The organism is Arsenophonus sp. PmNCSU2021_1, from assembly GCF_036919435.1.
Taxonomy (GTDB): Bacteria; Pseudomonadota; Gammaproteobacteria; order Enterobacterales; family Enterobacteriaceae; genus Arsenophonus; species Arsenophonus nilaparvatae.
This window is the reverse complement of the sequence record NZ_JAZHPL010000007.1, coordinates 194,439-219,079: the sequence shown is the minus strand read 5'-3', so window position 1 is coordinate 219,079 and position 24,641 is coordinate 194,439. Positions and strand designations below refer to the sequence as shown.

Genomic DNA, 24,641 nt, shown 5'->3' with positions numbered 1-24,641 from the left:
TGTGTAAATGCCTTTTCTCAGTAGTGACCGTCCAGGCGGTCACCGAACTCGATAATAAAGCGGCTCATCGCCATACGCCAGTCCCTCAGCGGCATTGTCCATTTCTGTGACGCCGCCTGGATTGCCAGCCACACCACCTTTTTCACTGCGTCATCCGTCGGGAACACCTTACGCTTTTTGATGGCATGCCGGATCACGCTGTTCAGCGACTCTATGGCATTCGTTGTGTAGATCACCTTGCGGATGTCTGCCGGGTAAGCGAAGAACGTCGCCAGGTTGGCCCAGTTTGTCTGCCAGCTCCGGCTTATCTGCGGGTAGCGGCTGTCCCATGCGCTGGCGAACGCTTCCAGCGCCTGCTGGCCTGCTTCTTCCGTGGAAGCCTGATAGATGGCTTTCAGGTCGCGTGTGACGGCTTTGTAGTCCTTCCAGGAGACGAACCGCAGGCTGTTACGCACCATATGCACGATGCACAGCTGAATGCGGGCTTCCGGATACACGGTGTTGATGGCGTCCGGAAAGCCTTTCAGACCGTCGACACAGGCGATGAGGATATCGTTCAGACCACGGTTTTTTAGTTCTGTCAGCACACTGAGCCAGAACTTCGCGCCCTCGTTTTCGGCCAGCCACATACCCAACAGTTCTTTCTGACCTTCGATGTTGATACCCAGGGCCAGAAACACGGATTTATTGATGACGCGACTGTCCTGCCGGACCTTCAGGACGATACAGTCAAGATAAACAATAGGATAGACTGCATCCAGTGGGCGATTTTGCCATTCGGTAACCTGCTCCATCACGGAATCGGTGACCTTCGAGACCAGCGCCGGTGAGACATCCGCGTCATACAGTTCTTTGAACGCAGCCGCTATCTCGCGGGTGGTCATCCCTTTGGCGTACAACGATAAAATCTGGTTATCCATCTCGGTGATCCGGGTCTGGTTTTTCTTCACCAGTTGCGGTTCGAAAGAACCGTCACGATCGCGCGGAGTGCGTAGTTCCAGAGGACCATCGCCGGTGGTAACGGTCTTTGTGGAATAGCCGTTGCGGGAGTTGGCACCCGGTTTGGGCTGATTTTTATCGTAGCCCAGATGGTGGGACATTTCGGCGTTGAGAGCCGCCTCAACGCTGATTTTCTTCAGCAGACGATCGAACTGGCTGAGATCGTCAGGGGTTTTGAGATTTTTGGCCAATTTATTAGCCAGAGCCTGCAATTGTTTTTCGTCCATAAATTAAGCTTCATTTGATGCTGGATTGAACATATCAAAATCAGGCAATTCCACAAATTTATGTACAGGCTCGTTTTACAGAGGGTCGATTGTCATTCATCTCTGCTGAAACAGGGAAGGAAGGAAAGGCGGGCAATAGCAAGGGCAGTGTGTTATTTATCTGGCGACCGTGGAGAAGACTTGGGTGCAGAATGACATATGTCCAAAGAAAAAAACTATTAAAAAGAGCGTGAAGCATGAGTAAATATATCAACATTTTTATCCGGTTTTTATTTATTATCCTTGCTCTCCCAATCATTTTTTACCTGGGTGTAGTTCAAAATACTGATTTGAGTTTTTTTATTGGTAGATGGGAAGCCAAGGCTGAAAAGCTCCTTTCATTACTGCAAACATTCTTAGATAAATATTTCCCAGTAAGGTTTGAATGAAAACATGATAATCGAACTCCCTTTCCCGCTCAGCGTTAATACCTATTGGCGACATAATTCAAAACGCCCCTACTTAAGTGATAAAGCTAAAGCATTTAAAGCAACAACGGCAAAAATTGTCAACGAGATGCGCCAGAAATCTGACTGTCAAAAATTTAAAGGTGAGGTCTCTGTATTGATGCAACTCTATCTACCCAACAAGACACGAGTTTCGCAATCTCCAAAAAAGAAGTATAAATTTAAAAACAAGAAAAAATCAGGGTGTTCATATTTTGTCGGGTTATCCATGTATTAAAGATATCTATAAAACATTCTTACAAGTAAGCAGTTTAAGATACTCTGGTTTAGCGTTATCAGAAGTAAGCCCATCGCCTTTATCTCATGACACTGTTAGCCGATGGCTAAAAAGTAGATGTTTTAGACCTACACGAGTTTCGCACCAATAAAAAAACGCTCTATTTTTAAGTTTAATTCAGCATAATATGTAAATAGATAAAACCTTATAAATTAAATATAACTTATTGTAAATTAAGTGAATTTATGCATTTCAGTAACTTGCAGATTAATCATTACTTTTAAGCCATTTCTAGAATTTTATAGGCCTGTGCGAAACTCGTGACCTAAAGACCTATGGCGATTAGTTGAACCTTCTATAGACAAAAAAAGCCCTTGCGTACTAATTGCCGATGATACATTGATTGCCAAAACACGTAGTAAAAAAATAGAGATGGTCCATTATCAATATTCAGGTAATGAACATGAGGTTATTGCTGGCATAGGTTTAGTTAATTTGCTTTGGCATGATCTGACGAAGGTTGAATCAATTCCTATCAATTATCGTATTTATGATAAAGATTCTGATGGAAAAACAAAAAACACGCACTTTTCCGAAATGCTCACTCTTGCTAAAAAAAGAGGGATCATGCCAGAAGCCGTAGTGATGGATGCTTGGTATTCTAGCCTGGATAACCTGAAATCAATTCGCTCTCATGGTTGGATCTGGGTAACCACGCTGAGGAAAAATAGGATTGTTAACCATAACAAAACAACTGAACAAGTTAGACATCTCAGAAGAAGGAACGTCAATACACTTGCGAGGATATGGTTGGGTAACCGTTTTCAACTTTACAGCCAAAAACGGCCGTATTGATTACATAGTAACAAACAAAGAGAATCCCACCCGTCAATACCTCAAATCTATCATGGATGCCCGTTGGTCTGTTGAAGTTTATCATCGAGAAGTTAAATAAAACTGTGGTATTGAACGCTGTCAGGCTCGCACGAGCCGAGCGCAAAGAAATCATATTTTTCTCGCTATTTCTGCGTGGTTTGAACAACATAAACGTCGTATATCTGAAAAAATAACCCTTTATCAACAAAATTGGGACGTAATCAAAAGTGCTATTACTGAGCAAATCCGTGTTTTATTAGCGTACCCAAATTAGTTTTGTGCGAAACTCGTGTACACGACTCATCACTTTTCTTTTTAGTGAAAGAACAGGGCGTTTAGGTTTTTCTTGTTGCTGAGAGGGTTTGCTTGGATTTAACGCTGCTTTCAATGCCATATTAAGCGCTTTGTTATAGTTATAGGCTGCTTGTTTAGCTTTTCTACGCTCTTGTCTTCGACGGCGAGCATTATCATAACCATGAAAGTTACACATATTACCTCCTACAATGGGTTTTGGGGTGTGTGTCGGAGGTATCCGGATTATATTTACAGTCATATTGGTAGTACCCTGGTGTTGGTTTTTAACTTAATGACTGTATTTTGGTTATTTCACACACCCCAAAACCAACTGTTTGGGTGTTTTATGGTTACGCTTTTTCAGCGAAAGAGTGTTAAAGAGCGGTACTTCTTAACTGTTGTCACTTGCCTTCATGTTCATACGCCTCGGGCTGGCTACTTAGCAACGTCTGGCAAAGTTTCAGATAACTCGGAGTCTTGTCTGGCGTTTGCCTGTTGCAGTGAGTTGATTTATCTTAATGATAAGCTAAAGTCAACGTAAAATTGATAAATAATTTATCAAAAAAGATAATGGAATCTTAAGCCATTGAATAATAAATGGAAGTTGAATGTTAAAAATTTTATCATAAAAAAGCCAGCTATTTAGCTGGCGTTGGTTGTGGGTGATTGTTGTATAAGTGTGTATAAGCCGCTACCCTAGCCTAGAGTAATTTATATTCCATTTACCTATTACAAATCCATTTATACTCAATAGCTCCTCGTTATTGAAGTTTATTTCCCATTTTTCATACAGGCTGTTATCACTAATAATTTATCCCCAGCTAATTGCAGTCGTTTTATATGCATATTTTCACCAAAAGTGAATGCATATATTCCATCGCCTATATATTGTTTAATCGTTTTGTCAATAACTACAAGTGAACCAGGATCTATTGTACCCAACATGCTATCACCTACAGCTGTAATAATAGCTAATGATTTAGACGGTCTTTCTCCAAACATTTTCAAGGCATGATCTGGATTTATTTCAACTGCCTTTATAATATCTGGATACTCACTATGCACTCTACCTCCCCCACAGCTATACTCTATGTCGTAATGGCTTATCCTGTATATATGATCAGTATAGTTCTTTGAGGTATTTTGCAAAATAAAACTATTATCTTTTTTAGATGGATTTAAAGTCTTGGTATGAATAACATCCATCCACCCAATAGGAAGGTTTAATGATTTTTCAATACGACGGGCAATTTTATCGCCGATATTACGTACTGGATTATTACCGCTAATCTGACTAAGTTGAGCAGCAGGTATGCCAATTTTATCAGCTAACTGAGATTTCTTATTTTTTCCTGATACAGTGAAATCCTGAATCAAGGCATGCAAATTAGCACGTCTAATGTCTTTTGTTTCCATATTTACATATTGGCATCTTTTATCAATTTGATAAATATACAAATTGGTAAATTACTCTTGTCATTTGTTTATCTTTAAGATAAATCAATCTTGTTTTATTTAACTTTAAAGGTAAATTGTATGACAAACGATTTACTCCGTTGGAGAAAAGAATCTACCCAAGATGATTGGGTACGTCTTGCTCGACTAGCAGGGACAAGTGTCGGTTACTTAAATCTAGTAGCTTATGGCTACCGCAGGGCATCTCCCAAAAAAGCTGAGCAAATCGAATTAGCAACTAAGCATTTTAATTACTTACCCGTAAAAAAAGAATTATTAGTTTTTACTACTTTAAAAACTAGCACAAATTAGGACCATCGCTCTTTAACAACCTGGCCTCCCTGAAATTGGGAGATTTCAAATTCCCAGCCTATCGGGAGGGATAACTATTATCTGAAACTTATGGAATTAAGTGTAAGATAAGATTGCTGCAAAGACTATCAAATCATTACGCAATTCTTAATTTAGTAGCTCTTGTCCGTGATACTGCAAAGATTGATGTTTGAGGAAGTAGAGCCGCATTTTTATGTTTTACTGGCTTACTCTGTCCATAACACTTACGGCGAGCATCACGAATAATAGCTAATTGATAATCACTTGCTGTAGGGTGAAATTCGTTAATGTGCTCGTAAGATTTATTCGGATTGAAACGTTTAGAACATATAGGGCATATAGCAGATGTTTTCTTCATAATATTTTTCCTTAACAAATTTAGATGAATAAATAGTCCTGTTTGTAATGGAAAATGTGTTCTGCCACTTCGGTACATTGTCTCTTAAGAGATACGCCGTCCGCCCGTGCGTTAGAGTGCGCCGTTCACTTTTTTCAATCTCTGGCTGTTTGCCTTTGATGAACACTGTATTGAGCTATAAGTACAATAAATTCAAATACCAAAAGTACATTATTTTGGTAAAAATTTTTAAGGAAGATTATATTTTTGATTTATAAAGGATTATTTCTTTTCTTTTTTAACATTTCATTGAAAACAGAATCAAAATATTTTTTTGCTTTCTCATTTCTTCAAGGAAATATAAAGCTTTTTCTTCTGGAAGATCATTAAATAATTCGATTACACGAGTTTCGCACAGGCCTATAAAATTCTAGAAATGGCTTAAAAGTAATGATTAATCTGCAAGTTACTGAAATGCATAAATTCACTTAATTTACAATAAGTTATATTTAATTTATAAGGTTTTATCTATTTACATATTATGCTGAATTAAACTTAAAAATAGAGCGTTTTTTTATTGGTGCGAAACTCGTGGATTAATTCAATATGTTCTGGAGTTAAAGTTTCTTGAAATGATTTTAGATTTTTATCAAAGATGATATGTGAAGCAGGGTTTATTTTACCATGTTGCAACCAAATAGGATCACAGTTTAAAAAATTAGCAAGAGCATAAATTTTATCTTGTCTTGGCAAAGACTCTGCATTGAACCATTTACTAACAGCCTTAGAAGTGACACCTATAGCTTTAACTATAGCTGCACCTCTACCGTGTTGGCTTAACCCAGCTTGTTCACAGGCTTGTGCTAGCCTCTGGGCAAATTCTTTACGCACTTTTTCACTCTGTACCATAGGTACAATATAAACCTCTTGCAAAAAACTATCAGTACGATAATATGCGTACTGTAAGTACATAAGGAGAATGTCATATGAACAATCTATATGACCCAATTAAGAATATAGGTATATCTAGAGTTGCTAATGCATGCGGTGTTAGTGATAGAGCTGTTTATAAGTGGTTAAAAAACGGATTTTTACCTAAAACAGAATTTTTTGGTAAAACGAATTATGCCCAAACGATACAAACAATATCCGATGGAAAATACAAAGCAGAAGATTTACTTAATTTGAGTAAGAAAAATCTTCTTTCAAATTGAATAATATATCTATATTTCACCGAACGATGCGGTATACCATCGGGCGACCGGATAGCACTCTGCTAAATGGCTGAAGCGGCAAAACCCACTTAATCACTCACAATCTCACTCTATCTATTATTTTTTCACAAACCTCATAGGAATATCGAGGTAGGGAATTTTATTACTTAAGGATTATAACCATGGAATATTCAAATACTATCAAAATCACCTGCAAACCAGAGCATTTAGAATCTTACTTCTACCAGAAGAGGTCATCAGAAGGGGGTAATAACGGGTTTGCTAAATCACTAGGGATCCACCCCTCAACAGCGAGTCGGGATAAAACCAGAATATTTAAATTAGCCTGTCAGGTCGTTTCAGAATACGGCTTGCCAAGGCATGTGGTGAGTGTGCCTGATTCATCATCACAGGGAGTTGTTATTACGAATATCTCAGGTGAAGAAATACGCAAGCTGATTGACATGCTAGAGCATTTGAGATTGCCAAAAAAAGAAGCTTCAGAGTTAAAAAACAATGAAGCCTCTAAATGTCAGATCGAGCTTTGCTTTTGATTAATATTTCAGCAAGTTTAATTAGAAGGGAAAGTCGAATTTCCCTTTTTTCTTTCAATTTCAGCGAGGTCATTATGCCAAAAAATCGCCGATTTTACCAGTCAAATATTCATAAAAACATTATTCGAGAGAGAGTCAATCGCTCTTTCACGGAGTTAGCCGCCAAGAAGCTAAAAGCCGCATTTGAAGATGCCAAATCAAAGCTTAATCATCGTAAAAATCAATCATGGGGGAATTAAAATGAAGCGTGCCGAAACATTGAGGTTAATAGGTAAACCTCATGCGTATTATCCAAACTTAGCTAAGCCACTTGGCGGATTAACTTCAGCGATTATTTTTTCCCAGATTTTTTACTGGCAAGACAAAGCAACTTCTGAATTAGGTATATATAAAACCCGTGATGAGTTTGAAGAAGAAACCGGATTAACACACAACGAACAAAGAACCGCAATAAAAAAATTACACGAGTTTCGCACAAAACTAATTTGGGTACGCTAATAAAACACGGATTTGCTCAGTAATAGCATTTTTGATTACGTCCCAATTTTGTTGATAAAGGGTTATTTTTTCAGATATACGACGTTTATGTTGTTCAAACCACGCAGAAATAGCGAGAAAAATATGATTTCTTTGCGCTCGGCTCGTGCGAGCCTGACAGCGTTCAATACCACAGTTTTGTTTAACTTCTCGATGATAAACTTCAACAGACCAACGGGCATCCATGATAGATTTGAGGTATTGACGGGTGGGATTCTCTTTGTTTGTTACTATGTAATCAATACGGCCGTTTTTGGCTGTAAATTTGAAAACGGTTACCCAACCATATCCTCGCAAGTGTATTGACGTTCCTTCTTCTGAGATGTCTAACTTGTTCAGTTGTTTGTTATGGTTAACAATCCTATTTTTCCTCAGCGTGGTTACCCAGATCCAACCATGAGAGCGAATTGATTTCAGGTTATCCAGGCTAGAATACCAAGCATCCATCACTACGGCTTCTGGCATGATCCCTCTTTTTTTAGCAAGAGTGAGCATTTCGGAAAAGTGCGTGTTTTTTGTTTTTCCATCAGAATCTTTATCATAAATCCGATAATTGATAGGAATTGATTCAACCTTCGTCAGATCATGCCAAAGCAAATTAACTAAACCTATGCCAGCAATAACATCATGTTCATTACCTGAATATTGATAATGGACCATCTCTATTTTTTTACTACGTGTTTTGGCAATCAATGTATCATCGGCAATTAGTACGCAAGGGCTTTTTTTGTCTATAGAAGGTTCAACTAATCGCCATAGGTCTTTAGGTCTAAAACATCTACTTTTTAGCCATCGGCTAACAGTGTCATGAGATAAAGGCGATGGGCTTACTTCTGATAACGCTAAACCAGAGTATCTTAAACTGCTTACTTGTAAGAATGTTTTATAGATATCTTTAATACATGGATAACCCGACAAAATATGAACACCCTGATTTTTTCTTGTTTTTAAATTTATACTTCTTTTTTGGAGATTGCGAAACTCGTGATAAAGATGCATTAATTAGGGAGTTCTCTATGGGTTCTGTTGTTCAAGATAATAAGAGTAGCACTGCTGGCACGAATGTAATATTGACACGAGTTTCGCACCAATAAAAAAACGCTCTATTTTTAAGTTTAATTCAGCATAATATGTAAATAGATAAAACCTTATAAATTAAATATAACTTATTGTAAATTAAGTAAATTTTTGCATTTCAGTAACTTGCAGATTAATCATTACTTTTAAGCCATTTCTAGAATTTTATAGGCCTGTGCGAAACTCGTGATTGAGTCAAATTACTCATGTTGTACCAGGTACTGAAGACACTGATGCGGTTAATCTTTATCAATTAAATAAAGTAAAACGGGACGTTGATGAGAGAATCGGCGAAGTAGACAAAATCAAAACGACCAAAAATAAGGTAGAACAATTCGAAAATGGTGCTAAGGATGCATTGGATGTAACAACTCAACACCGTGATAATGCTAATGCAGCGCTAACAGAAACTCAGACGCATCGAGATAACGCTAAGGTTGCATCTGAGGCAACAGCCCAACACCGTGATAATGCTAATCTAGCGCTAAAGGAAACTGAGAAACACCGTGATAACGCCAATAGTGCATCTGAAATGGCTAAAACAGCATTAACCGAAACTCAGACGCACCGTGATAATGCCAATGTAGCGCTAACAGAAACTACAGGATATCGTGATAAGGCTAATCTAACCTGAGTTCGGGATAAGCATTATCAATTATACTTGAAGATACGTACCTGCAACAGGTATCTTTGGTTTAGATGGCATTAAACAATATGCAACCAGTCCGCCTAATAAATTCACTACAAAGTTAGCCGGAGAGCGATGTCGCGTATGCTCTATTTGACAAAGATTTTTTAACTCATCAAATACCGTTTCAATGACAGAACGATGACGCAAGATGGCTTTGTCGAAACAAGTCTGTTTAATAGGCTTCATTTTCTTCTTGATATTCGTTATAAGGCTAATTCCCATCGTTTTGAGTTGCTGTTTCAGTGAAGCCGATAAATACCCTTTATCTGCGTACAAACAACCAGAAAGATCCTTTGTCAGCTCAGGCAATGGTTTCCGATCATCGGTGTTTCCTGGTGTGAGTCGAAAACTGAGTATTTCCCCCAAATGATTGATAATTACATGAAGCTTGAAACCAAAGAACCAACCTGTTGAATTTTTTCCCCGTTCAGCTATCCCATTGAAGACTTTATGTCTGCGGATCCGTAAGTTATCACACACCGCTATCGGAGTAGAATCGGCAACCGATAGCCCCGTGCATTTTCCCTTAATTGACTCAAACAGTGCCGTTAACGCTAAGGCACTACGCGGAAGTAACTCTACACAGCGTGAATAGGATGGCAAGTTAGGAAATTCCTTCCGGAGATATAAGCGGACATAATAGAGATAAAATACCTTGAATTGCCTGAATCGGAGTTGATGAAACAACACAATCAGTGTCATCATTTCCGCCAACGAAAGCTGAGTAGACCGTCTACGACGCTTAGTACCGTTAGTCAGCAAATATTCATGCATTTTTGGCTCGAAGTCTTTGCAAAAATCATCCATCAGGCAATAAAGTTCAGTAAGATTTTCCATAATTGTTTAACAATGCTCTACTCTTTAACCAGACTGTTAGAGTATTTTAACAAAACAGGCTCATTCAACTATTTGAATATCAAGACTTTCTCTTTATTTCTTATCCCGAACTCAGGTTAATCTAGAGCTAATTTAATCGTTAAACGACTAAAAAGAGAGGCATCATTGGTAGACGGGGAAATTACTCAGAGTTCCGATGGGACAATGTATATTGGCAAGGAGTTAGAAGGCAGTCAAATTTTTGTCTCTGGCAAGCAGGGTGACAGAGTGATAAGCGGTGTGGCTAGTGGTGCAAGAAACAGTGATGCAGTGAATGTTTCTCAATTAAACACGGTCAGAACCACTGCCAATTATGCAAGCCAACTGGCGCAAAAAAACAGCTCACGGATAAATCATCTTGAGGATAAGTTATCGAAAACTAACACGAAAATTGAACGAGGACTCGCGACCTCTGCGGCGCTGACCGGACTTTTCCAGCCTTATGGGGTCGGTAAAGTGAATTTCACGGCAAGTATTGGGGGGTATGGAGCTTCTCAGGCCCTGGCTGTTGGTACAGGTTACCGTATCACTGAAAATGCCGCCGTTAAAGCGGGGGTTGCTTATTCTGGCGGTAATCATGTGATGTATAACGCGTCATTTAATTTCGAGTTTTAATTATACACGAGTTTCGCACAGGCGTATAAAATACTAGAAATGGCTTAAAATCGATGATTAATCTTCAAGTTACTAAAACACATAAATTTTATTAAATTACAATAAGTTGCTTTTGATTTATAAGATTCTGTCTATTTATATATTATGCTGGATTAAACTTAAAGATAGAGCGTTTATTTATTGGTGCGAAACTCGTGTTATATTCAGGTTTTTACTACAGTCCCCAGAAAAACGCTGAGGACTTTTATCTTTTCTCAATTACCCCATTCAAGGGGCATCCTATTAGCAGCGTTGGAGGAAATGGGTCAATTCCGCTTTATGCCAGTTTGAAAGGGCACCATTTAGCATTAACTGGTATCCTGTGTAGTCTGAGATAACAAAGTTTCTATCTCAGCAATAACTCTATCTGCATTTTCGCGTTTGCGGATAATCTGTTTAATTGCTAATTTCTCTGCATCGGCTATTTTATCTTGAAGCTCTTCCGTTACATGCCAGATACGCTCACACTCAGAAGCGATAGAAGGGACTAGTTAAAGATGAAGAATTTCAGGATAAACCAAAGGGTATTAATATTAAATATCGTTATGAAATTGATAATCACTGGGGTTTTATTGGTTCGTTGACTTATACTAATCAAGAAGATTATTTGAAAATTTATGATATTAAAGTTGCTAATGTAGATATAATTTATTCTTCATTAAGTTTTGGTCCTAGCTATCGTTTTAATCGCAATATTAGTCTCTATGGCTTAATTGGAGCGGCACGTGGTAGAGTTGAGGCAAAATCACCATTCGCAAATGCTTTTAAAGACACTGAAATTGAATTAGTTTATGGTGCGGGTTTACAAATTAATCCGGTGGAGAATTTAGCTATTGATGTTACATATGAACATACCAAATTATCTTTCGAACATACTAATTTAAAAAATATAAAAGTCGGCACATGGATGCTTGGTGTCGGTTACCGGTTCTAATTTGATTAGCAAAATAAAAACTCACTACAAGTCATAATTGATGGATTTGTAGTGAGGGAATAGGGTGTTTAGCTAATTTTAAAAATAATTTATTTTATCGTATGAATAGATTAGTTTTTTATTTTAATAAATAAACTTAATACAAATAAAGCACTGGCACAGATCACAACCGAGGGCCCTGCTGGTGTATCGTAATAGGCAGACAGAGCAAGTCCAGCCGTCACCGCAAACATACCGATAATAATAGCAACTACTGCCATTTGCTCAGGTGTTTTGGCAAATCGTCTACCAGTAGCGGCAGGAATAATTAATAATGATGTAATAATTAAAGCCCCAACAAATTTCATGGCAATACCTATGGTAAGGGTAGTAACCAACATTAATAATACCTTAAGCTGCTGTATTTTTACGCCATCAACAAAAGCTAAATCCTGATTAACTGTTATTGACAGTAAATTACGCCATTGCCAGACAATTATTGAACAAACAATAGCAACACCTATCGCGATTGAAAAAACATCCTCGTTAGTTACCGATAATAGATCACCAAATAAATAAGCCATCAAATCCATACGAACATTGTCCATTAAACTGACGACGACTAATCCAAGTGATAGGGCACTATGCGCCATTATGCCTAATAGGGTATCGATGGCCAGATGTGGGCGCTTTTCTAGCCAGGCTAATAAAATGGCAAGAAGAAGGGTGATAGCAATAACGGCATAAAACAGATTAACATTGAGTAATAAACCAAAAGCGATACCAAGTAATGAAGCATGAGCGAGAGTATCACCAAAATATGACATACGCCGCCAGACAACGAAAGAGCCTAGTGGTCCTGCGGCAATGGCTAACAGCATACCAGATAACCACCCAGGTAGTAATAGTTCAATCATGATGACAGTTCCCTGTAGGTTTATCATCAATCTCATTATTTAAATCGCATTGATGATTATGATGATGGTGGAGATAGATACCGATCTGTTCTATCCCACGATGGCCGAACATAGCAATAAATTCGGGATCTAAAGCCACATCCTCTGGCCGGCCAGAGCAGCATATTTGTTTATTAATACAGAGTACTTTATCAGTTTTTGCCATCACAAGGTGGAGATCATGTGAAATCATAAAAACAGCACAATTTGATTCGGTACGAATATTATCGATTAGATTATATAAAGCGACTTGACCATTGATGTCTACGCCTTGTGTAGGTTCATCTAAAACAAGTAATTGTGGTTGATTCAGTAAAGCACGAGCAAGTAGAACACGTTGAGTTTCCCCGCCTGATAGTTTTTGCATTTGTTGCTCGATAAGATGATCGGCGCCGACACGTATTAAAGCAGGAATAATATTAGTAGTTTTTACCCCAGGTTTTAATGTCATAAAACGTTTAACGGTCAAAGGCATTGTCATATCCAGCGATAATTTCTGTGGCACATAACCGATGCGCAATTTGGCTTGGTAAATTATTTCTCCTTCACTAGGGGTAATTAGGCCGAGGAGTATTTTAGCTAGCGTAGATTTACCAGCACCATTTGGCCCCAATAGTGTTAATATTTCTCCAGCATATAGATCAAAGGAGATGTTTTCGACAATTTGGCGTGAACCAAAACTAACAGCAATATTTTTTAAGCTTAATAGCGTTTGCATGGTAAATAATTCTTGCAGGATGGTTAAAATGTTATAATATAACATTATTAAAATTAGTCTATGGAAACTATTCTATGTTACACAAAACAAAAAAAATTGTTCAAAAAATTATGGGAAAAAAATACATTCTTGCTGGACTATTACTCAGTTTCATATCTACTACTCAAGCTGATGTAGTTACGTCAATTCGTCCGTTAGGTTTTATTGCCGCAGCCATTACTAATGGTGTTACTGAGGTACAAATATTATTACCTGATGGTGCTTCACCCCATGATTATGCTTTAAAACCTTCCGATCTGGAAAAAATCAAAACTGCTGATCTTTTCATTTGGGTTGGCTCAAATTTAGAAACTTTTTTAGAGAAACCATTAGCACAATTACCCACTGAAAAACGGATCACATTAGCTGAAGATCCAGCTATAAAAGCACGCTTACTGAAAAGCAGCGAAGATAGCACAGCGGTAAATAATAAAAATTCTCATGGTCATCATCATGAGCATCATTCACATGGTGAGTATAATATGCACATCTGGTTGTCACCAGACATTGCACGTATTGCTGCTAACATTATCCACCACCGATTAGTCGCTTTATATCCTAAATATAAAAAACAGTTGGACGTAAACCTTCGTAAATTCGATGAGAAATTGACGCAAACTGATCAAAATATTGCTAAGATGTTACAGTCGGTTGGAGATAAGCGATATTTTGTTTTTCATGATGCTTATGGTTACTTTGAAAAACGCTATCATTTAGCCTCATTAGGTTATTTTACTATTAATCCTATCATTCAGCCTGGCGCCCAAAGACTATATCAAATAAGAACAATGTTGGCTCAGAAAAAAGCAGTTTGTGTTTTTGCTGAACCACAATTCAGGCCAGCGGTGATTAAAGCTGTTATAAAAGATACCGATGTATATATGGAGACATTAGATCCATTAGGGAGCGGCATCGGATTAAGTAAGGATAGCTATGTGGAATTTTTAACAGCGTTATCTAATCAATTTAAAAGCTGCTTGGATAAGAACTAGAAGGAATTTAATACGTGCAGCAGATGGCGAAGACTATCGTTCAGGTATATGGCAATTTGCCTAAACCGCATAAAATTATGCTAGGCACATTAACCATAGCAACATTGGCTGTCGCAATTTGGCGGCCTGTTCAACCCGATGATAAAGATGAAAATATTTCTCAAGAATCATCGCCAATAAAACCAGGTATTATTCTTGGTAGTAAAGATAAAAGTGAAACTAATACCAGCCAAGTAGATAACTCGGATACTGATGATATTATCACCGATAGCAGCGAACAGTTACCTGATGAAGGGGTAACTGATGAAAAGGGAGCTGATACACCTGATGAACATGTTGTTTCAAACGGTGATAATCTGACTAGTATTTTAACTCAGTATGGTTTAGATGCTGGTGATGTGGCCGCTCTTTCTAATCAACACCGAGCGTTAAGGAATTTGCAAATAGGGCAAACGTTAAGCTGGGAATTGAATAAAGATGGAGAATTACAGACACTGACATGGATTATTTCACAGCGTGAAACACGTGTTTATACTCGCCAAGGTGCCTCTAGTACTTTTAATGAAGAGAAGCAAATTCGTCAAGGTGTTTGGGCTGATAAGGTTATCCAAGGTAAAATAAACGGTAATTTTACCTCTAGTGCAGTTAATTCAGGCTTAACATATAACGAAGCACGTGAAGTGTCTAAAGCTCTACAATGGCAGATCGATTTGCGTAAGCTAAAGTCAGGTGATAAATTTTCGGTCTTGTTAAGTCGTGAAATGCTTGATGGTCACAGTGAACAGAGTCGTTTGTTGGGGGTTCATTTATTAACTAATGGTAAGAATTACTATGCCTTTCGAGCTGAAAATGGTCGCTATTATGATAGTGAAGCTAATAATGGCTTAGAGCGCGGTTTCTTACGTTATCCTACAGCCAAAACCTTTAGAGTCTCTTCTCCTTTTAGTTTGCGTCGTATAAATCCGGTAACAGGGCGTCCAGCTCCTCATCAGGGAGCTGATTTTTCTATGCCCGTCGGGACACCAATATTAGCGGTTGGTGATGGTGAAGTTATTGTGGCGAAATATAGTGGAGCGGCCGGTAATTTTATTGCTATTCGTCATGGGCGTCAGTATACCACTCGTTATATGCATCTACGTAAATTATTGGTTAAACCAGGTCAGAAAGTAAAAAGAGGTGAACGCATAGCATTATCAGGTAATACTGGACGTACTACCGGCCCTCATCTTCATTATGAGTTATGGTTTAATCAGCGCGCAGTTAACCCATTAACAGCTAATTTACCTCACTCAGGTGGATTAACAGGTAAAGATCGTCAACTCTTTCTGGCATCCGTTAAAGAGAATAAATCGAAGCTGGCAAGCGATTAATATGATTTTTGTTAGCTAATTAGGTTGTGAACTAGCATTTTATTTACTGCCATAATTATTTTCTGTAAATCATAAGGTTAATATTATAATGTATCTTAGATTTTTATACGTTGTATTTGAGTGTACTAATGAATAAAGAACAGGATACAGATAGTAAACTTGGTTATATTCCTACCTTTCACCGTATTTACCTACATCCCAGATATTGGGGGATGTGGGTTGGTGCATTGCTATTAGCTGGAACAGCTTATTTGCCTATTAAGTTACGCGATCTGTTACTGGCAAAAATGGGTAAGTTAATTGGTAAGTTAGCAAAAGGCTCGCGTAGGCGGGCAAAATTTAATTTGCTTTATTGTTTTCCAGAATTGACGGAGCAGCAAAGAGAGAAATATGTTGATGAAATGTTTGCTGTAGCACCGCAATCTTTTGCAATATTAGCCGAATTAGTTTTACGCGGCGTAGATAAAACTTTAACACGAACTCATTGGCATAATGAACAAATTATTGAACAATTAAAAGAGCAACAGCGTAATATTATTTTTATGGTACCTCATGGTTGGGCGGTTGATATTCCAGCCATGTTATTAGCGGCTCGAGGCCAAAAAATGGCAGCCATGTTTCATCATCAAAAGGATCCTGTGGCTGATTATTTATGGAACAAAGCGCGTCATCATTTTGGTGGTCGTTTACATTCTCGTGAAGCGGGCATTAAACCTTTTATTACTAGTGTCAGGCAAGGTTATTGGGGATTTTATTTACCAGATCAAGATCATGGTGAAGAACATAGTGAGTTTGTTGATTTTTTTGCAACTTATAAAGCAACCTTACCGGCAGTAGGGCGGTTGATGAAGGTTTGTAAAGCGGATATTGTGCCATTATTTCCGGTTTATGACTATAAAACTCACCAATTACATATCTATATTCGTGAGCCAATGGCTGATATTGCTGGGCAAAGTAATCACTATATTGCCAGGCGCATGAACGAAGAGTTGGAATATTTAGTTAAACCTTATCTGGCACAATATACCTGGATATTAAAATTATTAAAAACGCGCAAAACCGGCGAGATAGAACCTTATTGCCGCGATGATCTTTATTGATAAAAAATACCGCTTGATAGCTAATCAAGCGGCGTAAGATAGCAATAAAATTATTTATAATATATTTTTACTTTTTTTATTTCATAATGAATGTAATAAAAAAATAATATTTTTGATGAAATAAGACCTATTAATAAAAACAATTAGATATTTTGTTAGTCAGTTAAATTATGGCTAAGCAACTAATTAATTAACTTTATGAAAATATTGTTTTATATTTTCGTTAAAATAACCTTTTCCTTTATAAGTCTCAAGTGTGACGATCCCTTCGGATGCTTTAATGCCTGCATCCTGCATCCTGGTGGTTAATTAAATGTTTAGTGGTAATGTTTATTGCAGATGGAATAGTATATTCATCATCTTCAATAGCGGCATAAGCTGCAATTGTATGTTTATTAGAGATACGTTCTGCTTTAATCGACATATTACCTATATCACACTTATTAGCAGCAACGGCAATTGTACCTTTATTATTTAAATATGTGCCTTTACTCGTAAAAATTATTAGTTGATTCGCGTAAATTTGGCTATTTTTTGCAAGTGAAAATGTTGTTTTCTCTTCTGCCAATTCTAAAATTTTTCTATTACCATAATGACAAGCATCGATTTCAGTTTCAACATTGCCAATAGTATAATATTGCTTAGCGACATTAACTTTGGCGCCATTATTAAAGCGCACTTTACCTGCGTATACAGCTAGGTTGGATAAAAATTTGTTCTTTTCATTTATTGACGAACCTCCATTCCCCCATATTCCTAAACCAGTAAAAATTATTTTTCCTTTATCAGTCTGGTAGTTTATTGTGTTATTGGTATAATTCATTTTGCCAGCAACCAAATCAACTCCGGTTGTATTGCTAAACTGGCAGTCATCGCAGGTAATACCATTAGGATTGGCAATAATAACTTTTGCTGGAGCTCCTTTTATATTTAGCAAACCATGTAAATTTGTTTTTTCGCTAGAATTAATTTGATTAATAATTAATTTTGCTGATTGTGCGCCTTGAGCAAGCATATTTTTATTTGCATCGTTATTAAGTTGTACTATTACGCCTTTATTAGTATTAAATCACCGATATTGATTATATGATATAGCATTATTATCAGGTGCTTTAATGTCGATATTAACTTCACCTTGATCAGATATTGTAAACTTATTTAATTTGTTTTTTTCTATTGTAGAATCAATTATTATTCCGTTATATTTTATTCCTTGATTAATTGCTAATGTTGGTGCTGATAATAAACTAAGAGCTAATAAACAGTAGCTGAAATTATTTTTTTTATGCATACCAAACCCTTTAATAAATAAATGCTAAAGAATCTCTTTTTCTTTACTGGGAAGAAAAGTAAAAAAAGTTAGATATTTTGTCAATTAAAATCTAAATTTTATTAGTTTAATTAATTTAATATTCAATTAATTTATATTATTTTTTTCTAATTCATTTATTAGAAAGAATAATGACTGGGTCATAAAAAAAAGAGGTAAAAAATGATAGTAATATTTTAGGTAATTAAAAACCCCGTGTATATAACGGGGTTAAATGTATTTATGATGTGAAATTATTCGACTTTTAATATTCGGCAGGTATTGGTGCTACCAATCTGACCCATTTGATCGCCCTGGGTGACTAAGACTAAATCAGCTAGCTCAATATAATTTTTTTCCAGCAGGCATTGAATGGCATTTTTAACAGCATTAATCGTATTAGTCTCTTTATTACAATAAATCGGGGTTACGCCACGGTATAGAGCACACTGATTTAATGTCTTTTCATGATATGAGATAGAAAATATTGGTAAACCTGAACTGATCCGAGACATCATACAAGCGGTACGGCCTGATTCTGTCATAGCAATAATCGCTTTTACTCTTTTTAAGTGATTGGCGACATACATAGCTGACATCGAAATCGCTTCTTCAACGCTGTCAAATATAACATCGAGCTGATGTTTGGCAATATTTATGCCAGCCATTTTTTCTGCTCCAAGGCAAACCTGAGCCATGGCTTCAACGGTTTCAGCAGGATATTGGCCTGCTGCTGTCTCGGCTGATAACATAACGGCGTCAGTGCCATCCAGCACAGCATTAGCAACGTCCATTACTTCAGCTCGGGTAGGCATCGGATTAGTGATCATCGATTCCATCATTTGGGTGGCAGTGATGGCAATACGGTTTAGTTGGCGTGCCCGGCGTATTAGTTTTTTTTGTACGCCGACCAGCTCAGGGTAGCCAATCTCAACACCTAGATCACCTCGAGCAACCATGACCACATCTGAGGCTAAAATAATTTCGTCAATAACTTTGTCATTGGCAACCGCTTCAGCTCGCTCTACTTTAGCGACAATTTGACAATCACAACCCGCTTCACGAGCCAGGCGTCGGGCATAATTTAGATCTTCTGCTGAGCGGGGGAAAGAAACTGCTAAAAAATCGACACCGATCTGAGCTGCGAGCAAGATATCGGCTTTGTCTTTATCTGTTAGTGCTTCTGCGGATAGACCACCACCAAGCTTATTGATCCCTTTGTTGTTTGATAGTTGTCCGCCAACAGTTACTTCAGTAAGAATTTGCTGATCTCTTACCGTAAGTACTTTTAATTGAACGCGTCCATCATCGAGTAACAGAATATCACCTGATGCCACATCATTGGGTAAACCTTGATAGTCAATGCCGACTTTTTCTTGATTACCTTCACCTTTGGCTAAATTGGCATCTAAGATAAATTTATCGCCGATATGAAGAAAAATTTTTCCTTCTTTAAATGTTGAAACGCGAATTTTAGGTCCTTGTAGATCACCAAGAATAGCCACATGTTGTGCTAATGATTTCGCAAGTTCACGTACTTTTGTTGCGCGTTGTATGTGATCTTCTGCTGAGCCATGAGAAAAGTTTAGACGAACAACGTTTGCGCCGGCTTTAATCACTTTTTCCAGGTTATTATCACGATCAGTCGCGGGACCGAGAGTAGTAACAATTTTCGTTCTTCTAAGTCGTCTCGACATTTATGACTCCGTTACTTATTAAAATTGGTGTTGGTTGATAGGTTATTACATAGAAATGAAATTAATCCCTTTAGTAAAGTGTGCTGTTGTATCATTTAAATGCCTTAGCTAGAGAGAATATTTTTTGCAGTAAAACGAACGGATCTATAGTTTGCTGATATTGATCTGTTTGCTAAAGGTAAATAGCACTAGAGTTTATCAGGATATACATCATGTAATATATCTTTTACGCGCTTTAAGTTATCTCTAAAATTTTGCCCTCGACGTAAAATAACCTGAGTTCGGGATAAGCATTATCAATTATACTTGAAGATACGTACCTGCAACAGGTATCTTTGGTTTAGATGGCATTAAACAATATGCAACCAGTCCGCCTAATAAATTCACTACAAAGTTAGCCGGAGAGCGATGTCGCGTATGCTCTATTTGACAAAGATTTTTTAACTCATCAAATACCGTTTCAATGACAGAACGATGACGCAAGATGGCTTTGTCGAAACAAGTCTGTTTAATAGGCTTCATTTTCTTCTTGATATTCGTTATAAGGCTAATTCCCATCGTTTTGAGTTGCTGTTTCAGTGAAGCCGATAAATACCCTTTATCTGCGTACAAACAACCAGAAAGATCCTTTGTCAGCTCAGGCAATGGTTTCCGATCATCGGTGTTTCCTGGTGTGAGTCGAAAACTGAGTATTTCCCCCAAATGATTGATAATTACATGAAGCTTGAAACCAAAGAACCAACCTGTTGAATTTTTTCCCCGTTCAGCTATCCCATTGAAGACTTTATGTCTGCGGATCCGTAAGTTATCACACACCGCTATCGGAGTAGAATCGGCAACCGATAGCCCCGTGCATTTTCCCTTAATTGACTCAAACAGTGCCGTTAACGCTAAGGCACTACGCGGAAGTAACTCTACACAGCGTGAATAGGATGGCAAGTTAGGAAATTCCTTCCGGAGATATAAGCGGACATAATAGAGATAAAATACCTTGAATTGCCTGAATCGGAGTTGATGAAACAACACAACCAGTGTCATCATTTCCGCCAACGAAAGCTGAGTAGACCGTCTACGACGCTTAGTACCGTTAGTCAGCAAATATTCATGCATTTTTGGCTCGAAGTCTTTGCAAAAATCATCCATCAGGCAATAAAGTTCAGTAAGATTTTCCATAATTGTTTAACAATGCTCTACTCTTTAACCAGACTGTTAGAGTATTTTAACAAAACAGGCTCATTCAACTATTTGAATATCAAGACTTTCTCTTTATTTCTTATCCCGAACTCAGGTTAAAATAAAGCCAGTTGCTAGCACATTTATTAATGTCAACTGTGCTAGTCGTGATACCATCGGCATGTAAATATTGGTATATTCAGGTACAGTAATTGCGATAGATAAGGAAGCGATTTGTGCCAGAGAGGAATTAGCGGTAATAATAGTAATGATTATAGCATCATTGGCTTTAGCAACTTTAGCTTGTTCAACCAAGTTTTGCGTGCGCCCAGTAGGCAAAATGCAAATCACAAGGTTACCATAGCGATAGTTAATACAATATATGTGTTGCATCATGACATCAACGAAATAGAGCACTGGGATATAAAAACGAAAAAATTTACTCATAGCTACATGGGTAACTGCTGCTGAAGAAGCTAAACCAAAGAAAGGGATCTTCTTTGCTTGGGTTAATAGATCGATAGCACGATTAATGTTTGTGGTATTTAGGTTATCTTTTACAATACCTAATTGCGCGATGGCAGAATCAAAAACTTTTTGCGTATGGCAACTGACAGTATCATCTTGATCAACCAAACGATTAACATAGGATGCTCCATTGACGAGGCTTTGTGCTAATTGTAATTGAAAATCAGGAAAACCCTTGGTATTTATTCTACGGCAAAAACGATTTACAGGGGGTTCGCCCACCTTAGCCAATTTAGCTAGGCTTGCAATACAAAGGTGAATCGCTTTTTGCAGGCTTTCAAGGATTGAATTGGCAACTTTCTTTTCTGATTTACTGAAATACTCAAAGTTATTATTTATTTGTTCTAATGTGTTCATACTGAAAAGCTACCCGTTTTACTAATATTGCCAAAGGGGGAATCTTGTTACTTAAGTCAAAATATACTACGCGTTGTTAGGTCAGTAATGAAAAAAAGGAAGTTATTAACTGAATTTTTATTAAAAATATGACGGGCGTCTAATTTACTTTGCATTTTAGTTTAATAAATATGAAGAATTAAAAATTATATATAACTAATCAAATTTGTTGCGAATTATTTTTTGAGCAAAATAAAATATCGTGGCTTTGTTTACCTGGTCGAGTCAAAAAGGTACATTTATTTTCTCGATTGAAGCTATCATAGCACTATAGAATTGGTATTTAAGGAGAATCCCACATCATGGCAATTAATAAAGCTGTTCAGGCATGTAATTTAATTATTTTCGGCGCAAAAGGAGATTTGGCTCGCCGCAAATTATTGCCTTCCCTTTATCAATTGGAAAAAATGGGCTATATTCATCCTGATACGCGTATTATAGGTATTGGTCGGGCTGAATGGGATGCTGCCGCCTATATAAAAGAAACTAAAGATGCGTTAGAGACTTTCCTAAATGAGGAAATCGAGCCCAGTTTATGGCAAAAATTAAGTAAGCGCCTTGATTTTTTCAATTTAGATGTTCAGGATCTGAACAAATTTAATTCACTAGCAAAATATCTTGAGGGTGATAGTAAACCCGCTATATATTATTTTGCTATGCCACCAACGACTTTTGGTGCGGTTTGCCATGGCTTAGGCCATGCTGGCCTCAATAAAAAGCCCAACCGGGTTGTTATGGAAAAACCATTAGGCAGTGATCTTGTCTCTTCTCAAGATATAAATAATGAGGTTGCTAAGTATTTTAAAGAGAGGCAGATTTATCGTATTGATCACTATTTAGGTAAAGAAACAGTACTCAATTTATTAGCTTTACGTTTCGCCAACTCTTTATTTATTAATAATTGGGATTATCGAACGATTGATCATGTACAGATCACAGTTGCTGAAGAGGTTGGTATCGAAGGACGCTGGGGTTACTTTGATCAAGCTGGGCAGATGCGCGATATGATCCAAAATCATTTATTACAGATCTTGACTATGATTGCTATGTCACCGCCTGCGGATTTAACTGCAGATCGCATACGAGATGAGAAAGTTAAAGTATTGCGCTCATTACGTCGGATTGATTACCGTAATATACATGAAAAAACTGTCAGAGGTCAATATACATCAGGCTCTATTCAAGGCAAAAAAGTGGCTGGCTATCTTGCGGAAGAAGGGGCAAATAAATCCAGTAAAACGGAAACTTTTGTAGCAATTCGAGTTGACATTGATGATTGGCGTTGGGCTGGCGTGCCATTTTATTTAAGAACTGGCAAACGATTAGCGGCAAAATACTCTGAAGTGGTGATTTATTTTAAAAAACCGGCGTTAAATATTTTTTCTGATTCTTATCAGGATCTACCACAAAATAAATTAACTATTCGATTACAACCTGATGAAGGAATTGATATTGAAATTTTAAACAAAGCGCCGGGCCTTGAGCATAAACATCATTTACAGACGACAAGATTAGATTTGAGTTTTTCTGAAACATTTAATCAAATCCATTTGGCTGATGCATATGAACGTTTATTACTAGAAGCTATGCGTGGCATTCAAGCTCTGTTTGTCCGTCGGGATGAAGTAGAAGAAGCTTGGAAATGCGTGGATTCTATTATGGACGCTTGGGCAAAGGATGATCAGCCACCTAAACTTTATCAGGCGGGTACATGGGGACCTGAGGAATCTGATGTGATGATCGCCAAAGATGGTCGTTCATGGAATGAGTTCGAATAGTTTTTGTCTACGTAATAGGGTAATGTGTTTAGGTTTATTACCCTTATTTTGGTAGCTTTTTGCATTTTAGCTGGAATTTATTATAATTATTTGAGTAAATACAATGGCTATGATATAAATAGCTTTGTATTTATTATATCAATAGTGAGGATTCATAGTATATCATACGGATTGGCCGTGTGATGCATGAATAAAATATCATGTGTAGCGCCAAAATCGTCAAAAATCAACGTAGTAGCTATCATCTTTTCTTATTAAAAATATCTATTATTTCTAGTGAACATCACTGGTGTGGTGCATTGTAGCGTCTCCTGTTGCTAATCGGTTTTACCGTAAATGGGCTTTTAATTTAAATCATCACTTAGTTATTACCAATTTAGGTATTTATCTATTGCTTTGATGATTGCCAATAACAGGGGAATATAATGATTTATTGGATATTTTTAGCATCAGCGATTGTCACAGAGGTCATTGGTACTTTATCAATGAAGTATTCTAGCGTCAGCGGTGATATGACTGGCTTATTGGTAATGTATTTTATGATTGCTTCATCTTATATATTATTGGCAATGGCAGTAAAAAAAGTTGCTCTTGGAGTAGCTTATGCTCTCTGGGAAGGTATTGGGGTAATTTTTATAACAGCATTTAGTGTTTTGTTATTTAATGAATCATTAACACCAATGAAACTTATTGGATTAGCGTTACTTATTGTGGGTATAGCGCTAATAAAATCGGGTACTAAAAAAACTAGCACACTACATTCGATAAAATAGGGAAAAAAAATTATGCCAAAAAGGCCATTAAATAAAATGACTAAAGTTGTTA

At 37.3% G+C, this 24,641-nt stretch carries 29 protein-coding genes and 4 pseudogenes; 19 read left to right on the top strand and 14 right to left on the bottom strand.

Going from position 1 to position 24,641, the window contains the following annotated elements:
- Nucleotides 1-17 precede the first annotated feature (17 nt).
- Nucleotides 18-1,226 carry an IS256 family transposase gene (locus V3224_RS18620; protein WP_334472214.1) on the bottom strand — a complete coding sequence of 403 codons (1,209 nt, stop codon included), beginning with the start codon at nt 1,224-1,226 and terminating at the stop codon, nt 18-20.
- An 89-nt stretch (nt 1,227-1,315) separates the two neighbouring features.
- Between V3224_RS18620 and V3224_RS18615 the strand changes: the two genes are divergently transcribed.
- The 5 genes and pseudogenes from V3224_RS18615 to V3224_RS30170 all read left to right on the top strand — a co-directional run.
- Nucleotides 1,316-1,459, top strand: a complete 144-nt coding sequence (locus V3224_RS18615) for a DNA N-6-adenine-methyltransferase (RefSeq protein ID WP_334472213.1) — start codon at nt 1,316-1,318, stop codon at nt 1,457-1,459.
- A gap of 3 nt (nt 1,460-1,462) precedes the next feature.
- Nucleotides 1,463-1,654 carry a hypothetical protein gene (locus tag V3224_RS18610; protein ID WP_334472212.1) on the top strand — a complete coding sequence of 64 codons (192 nt, stop codon included), beginning with the start codon at nt 1,463-1,465 and terminating at the stop codon, nt 1,652-1,654.
- 4 nt (nt 1,655-1,658) lie between these two features.
- Nucleotides 1,659-1,949 carry a RusA family crossover junction endodeoxyribonuclease gene (locus V3224_RS18605; RefSeq protein ID WP_334472211.1) on the top strand — a complete coding sequence of 97 codons (291 nt, stop codon included), beginning with the start codon at nt 1,659-1,661 and terminating at the stop codon, nt 1,947-1,949.
- Nucleotides 1,927-2,100 (top strand): hypothetical protein, encoded by a 174-nt coding sequence (locus tag V3224_RS18600; protein WP_334469286.1) that lies wholly within the window; start codon nt 1,927-1,929, stop codon nt 2,098-2,100. Before V3224_RS18605 ends, V3224_RS18600 begins: the two co-directional genes overlap by 23 nt.
- 173 nt (nt 2,101-2,273) lie before the next feature.
- A pseudogene (locus V3224_RS30170) lies at nt 2,274-3,099 on the top strand (IS701 family transposase); the annotation flags it as partial.
- On the opposite strand, the gene V3224_RS18585 reads toward V3224_RS30170, so the two are convergent.
- Nucleotides 3,082-3,315, bottom strand: coding sequence for a hypothetical protein (locus V3224_RS18585; protein WP_334472209.1), 234 nt, complete (start codon nt 3,313-3,315; stop codon nt 3,082-3,084). The pseudogene V3224_RS30170 and the gene V3224_RS18585 overlap by 18 nt on opposite strands.
- A 575-nt stretch (nt 3,316-3,890) precedes the next feature.
- Nucleotides 3,891-4,577 (bottom strand): S24 family peptidase, encoded by a 687-nt coding sequence (locus V3224_RS18580; protein ID WP_334472208.1) that lies wholly within the window; start codon nt 4,575-4,577, stop codon nt 3,891-3,893.
- Between the two features lie 78 nt (nt 4,578-4,655).
- Between V3224_RS18580 and V3224_RS18575 the strand changes: the two genes are divergently transcribed.
- Nucleotides 4,656-4,886, top strand: a complete 231-nt coding sequence (locus V3224_RS18575; protein ID WP_334472207.1) for a transcriptional regulator — start codon at nt 4,656-4,658, stop codon at nt 4,884-4,886.
- A gap of 136 nt (nt 4,887-5,022) precedes the next feature.
- On the opposite strand, the gene V3224_RS18570 is transcribed toward V3224_RS18575, so the two are convergent.
- Nucleotides 5,023-5,265, bottom strand: a complete 243-nt coding sequence (locus V3224_RS18570) for a hypothetical protein (RefSeq protein ID WP_334472206.1) — start codon at nt 5,263-5,265, stop codon at nt 5,023-5,025.
- Nucleotides 5,266-5,925: 660 nt separating this feature from the next.
- Nucleotides 5,926-6,153 (bottom strand): annotated as a pseudogene (locus tag V3224_RS18565) (helix-turn-helix domain-containing protein); the annotation flags it as partial.
- A 77-nt stretch (nt 6,154-6,230) separates the two neighbouring features.
- On the opposite strand from V3224_RS18565, the gene V3224_RS18560 reads away from it, so the two are divergent.
- From V3224_RS18560 to V3224_RS18545, 4 genes are all read left to right on the top strand, one after another.
- A complete protein-coding gene (locus V3224_RS18560; protein WP_334472205.1) occupies nt 6,231-6,458 on the top strand; it encodes a DNA-binding protein in 228 nt (75 codons plus the stop codon).
- Nucleotides 6,459-6,640: 182 nt separating this feature from the next.
- Nucleotides 6,641-7,012 (top strand): hypothetical protein, encoded by a 372-nt coding sequence (locus V3224_RS18555; protein WP_334472204.1) that lies wholly within the window; start codon nt 6,641-6,643, stop codon nt 7,010-7,012.
- 74 nt (nt 7,013-7,086) lie between these two features.
- A complete protein-coding gene (locus V3224_RS18550) occupies nt 7,087-7,251 on the top strand; it encodes a hypothetical protein (RefSeq protein WP_334472203.1) in 165 nt (54 codons plus the stop codon).
- A gap of 1 nt (nt 7,252) precedes the next feature.
- The gene (locus V3224_RS18545) at nt 7,253-7,510 is read left to right on the top strand and encodes a hypothetical protein (RefSeq protein WP_334472202.1); all 258 of its coding nucleotides are present in this window, start codon (nt 7,253-7,255) and stop codon (nt 7,508-7,510) included.
- Here the strand turns inward: V3224_RS18545 and V3224_RS18540 are convergent.
- Nucleotides 7,493-8,467: an IS701 family transposase gene (locus tag V3224_RS18540; RefSeq protein WP_334472201.1), complete on the bottom strand. Its 975-nt coding sequence runs from the start codon at nt 8,465-8,467 to the stop codon at nt 7,493-7,495. The two genes, V3224_RS18545 and V3224_RS18540, sit on opposite strands and share 18 nt — an antisense overlap.
- A 349-nt stretch (nt 8,468-8,816) precedes the next feature.
- Here V3224_RS18540 and V3224_RS18535 point away from each other — a divergent pair, with 349 nt between their 5' ends.
- Entirely contained in the window at nt 8,817-9,260 is a 444-nt protein-coding gene (locus tag V3224_RS18535; protein ID WP_334472200.1) for a hypothetical protein, read from the top strand.
- Nucleotides 9,261-9,281: 21 nt separating this feature from the next.
- Here V3224_RS18535 and V3224_RS18530 read toward each other — a convergent pair whose 3' ends face one another.
- Nucleotides 9,282-10,154: an IS982 family transposase gene (locus tag V3224_RS18530; protein WP_334472199.1), complete on the bottom strand. Its 873-nt coding sequence runs from the start codon at nt 10,152-10,154 to the stop codon at nt 9,282-9,284.
- Nucleotides 10,155-10,319: 165 nt separating this feature from the next.
- Between V3224_RS18530 and V3224_RS18525 the strand changes: the two genes are divergently transcribed.
- The 3 genes and pseudogenes from V3224_RS18525 to V3224_RS18515 all read left to right on the top strand — a co-directional run.
- Nucleotides 10,320-10,808, top strand: a complete 489-nt coding sequence (locus V3224_RS18525) for a YadA C-terminal domain-containing protein (protein WP_334472198.1) — start codon at nt 10,320-10,322, stop codon at nt 10,806-10,808.
- A 183-nt stretch (nt 10,809-10,991) separates the two neighbouring features.
- Nucleotides 10,992-11,138 (top strand): hypothetical protein, encoded by a 147-nt coding sequence (locus tag V3224_RS18520; RefSeq protein WP_334472197.1) that lies wholly within the window; start codon nt 10,992-10,994, stop codon nt 11,136-11,138.
- A gap of 217 nt (nt 11,139-11,355) precedes the next feature.
- Nucleotides 11,356-11,781, top strand: a pseudogene (locus V3224_RS18515) (Ail/Lom family outer membrane beta-barrel protein); the annotation flags it as partial.
- 110 nt (nt 11,782-11,891) lie between these two features.
- Here the strand turns inward: V3224_RS18515 and znuB are convergent.
- On the bottom strand, nt 11,892-12,677 hold the full coding sequence (gene znuB / locus V3224_RS18510; protein ID WP_334472196.1) for a zinc ABC transporter permease subunit ZnuB: 786 nt from the start codon (nt 12,675-12,677) through the stop codon (nt 11,892-11,894).
- Nucleotides 12,670-13,434, bottom strand: a complete 765-nt coding sequence (gene znuC / locus V3224_RS18505; RefSeq protein ID WP_334472195.1) for a zinc ABC transporter ATP-binding protein ZnuC — start codon at nt 13,432-13,434, stop codon at nt 12,670-12,672. The genes znuB and znuC overlap by 8 nt, the downstream gene beginning before the upstream one ends.
- A gap of 74 nt (nt 13,435-13,508) precedes the next feature.
- On the opposite strand from znuC, the gene znuA reads away from it, so the two are divergent.
- From znuA to lpxM, 3 genes are all read left to right on the top strand, one after another.
- Nucleotides 13,509-14,465, top strand: coding sequence for a zinc ABC transporter substrate-binding protein ZnuA (gene znuA, locus V3224_RS18500; RefSeq protein WP_334472194.1), 957 nt, complete (start codon nt 13,509-13,511; stop codon nt 14,463-14,465).
- A 23-nt stretch (nt 14,466-14,488) separates the two neighbouring features.
- Nucleotides 14,489-15,835 carry a murein DD-endopeptidase MepM gene (gene mepM / locus V3224_RS18495; protein ID WP_334472193.1) on the top strand — a complete coding sequence of 449 codons (1,347 nt, stop codon included), beginning with the start codon at nt 14,489-14,491 and terminating at the stop codon, nt 15,833-15,835.
- Between the two features lie 128 nt (nt 15,836-15,963).
- Entirely contained in the window at nt 15,964-16,935 is a 972-nt protein-coding gene (gene lpxM / locus V3224_RS18490; RefSeq protein WP_334472192.1) for a lauroyl-Kdo(2)-lipid IV(A) myristoyltransferase, read from the top strand.
- A gap of 277 nt (nt 16,936-17,212) precedes the next feature.
- Here the strand turns inward: lpxM and V3224_RS18485 are convergent, their stop codons facing one another.
- The 5 genes and pseudogenes from V3224_RS18485 to hexR all read right to left on the bottom strand — a co-directional run.
- Nucleotides 17,213-17,983, bottom strand: a complete 771-nt coding sequence (locus V3224_RS18485; protein WP_334472287.1) for a two-partner secretion domain-containing protein — start codon at nt 17,981-17,983, stop codon at nt 17,213-17,215.
- A gap of 21 nt (nt 17,984-18,004) precedes the next feature.
- Nucleotides 18,005-18,226 (bottom strand): hypothetical protein, encoded by a 222-nt coding sequence (locus V3224_RS18480; RefSeq protein ID WP_334472191.1) that lies wholly within the window; start codon nt 18,224-18,226, stop codon nt 18,005-18,007.
- A gap of 272 nt (nt 18,227-18,498) precedes the next feature.
- Complete coding sequence (gene pyk, locus V3224_RS18475) at nt 18,499-19,941, bottom strand: pyruvate kinase (protein WP_334472190.1); 1,443 nt, start codon at nt 19,939-19,941, stop codon at nt 18,499-18,501.
- A 300-nt stretch (nt 19,942-20,241) separates the two neighbouring features.
- Nucleotides 20,242-21,114: an IS982 family transposase gene (locus V3224_RS18470; RefSeq protein ID WP_334467716.1), complete on the bottom strand. Its 873-nt coding sequence runs from the start codon at nt 21,112-21,114 to the stop codon at nt 20,242-20,244.
- A 117-nt stretch (nt 21,115-21,231) separates the two neighbouring features.
- A pseudogene (gene hexR, locus V3224_RS18465) lies at nt 21,232-21,999 on the bottom strand (transcriptional regulator HexR); the annotation flags it as partial.
- 341 nt (nt 22,000-22,340) lie between these two features.
- Here hexR and zwf point away from each other — a divergent pair.
- Nucleotides 22,341-23,816, top strand: coding sequence for a glucose-6-phosphate dehydrogenase (gene zwf / locus V3224_RS18460; protein ID WP_334472189.1), 1,476 nt, complete (start codon nt 22,341-22,343; stop codon nt 23,814-23,816).
- Nucleotides 23,817-24,241: 425 nt separating this feature from the next.
- Nucleotides 24,242-24,589: a multidrug/spermidine efflux SMR transporter subunit MdtJ gene (gene mdtJ, locus V3224_RS18455; protein WP_334472188.1), complete on the top strand. Its 348-nt coding sequence runs from the start codon at nt 24,242-24,244 to the stop codon at nt 24,587-24,589.
- The last annotated feature ends 52 nt before the right edge of the window (nt 24,590-24,641 follow it).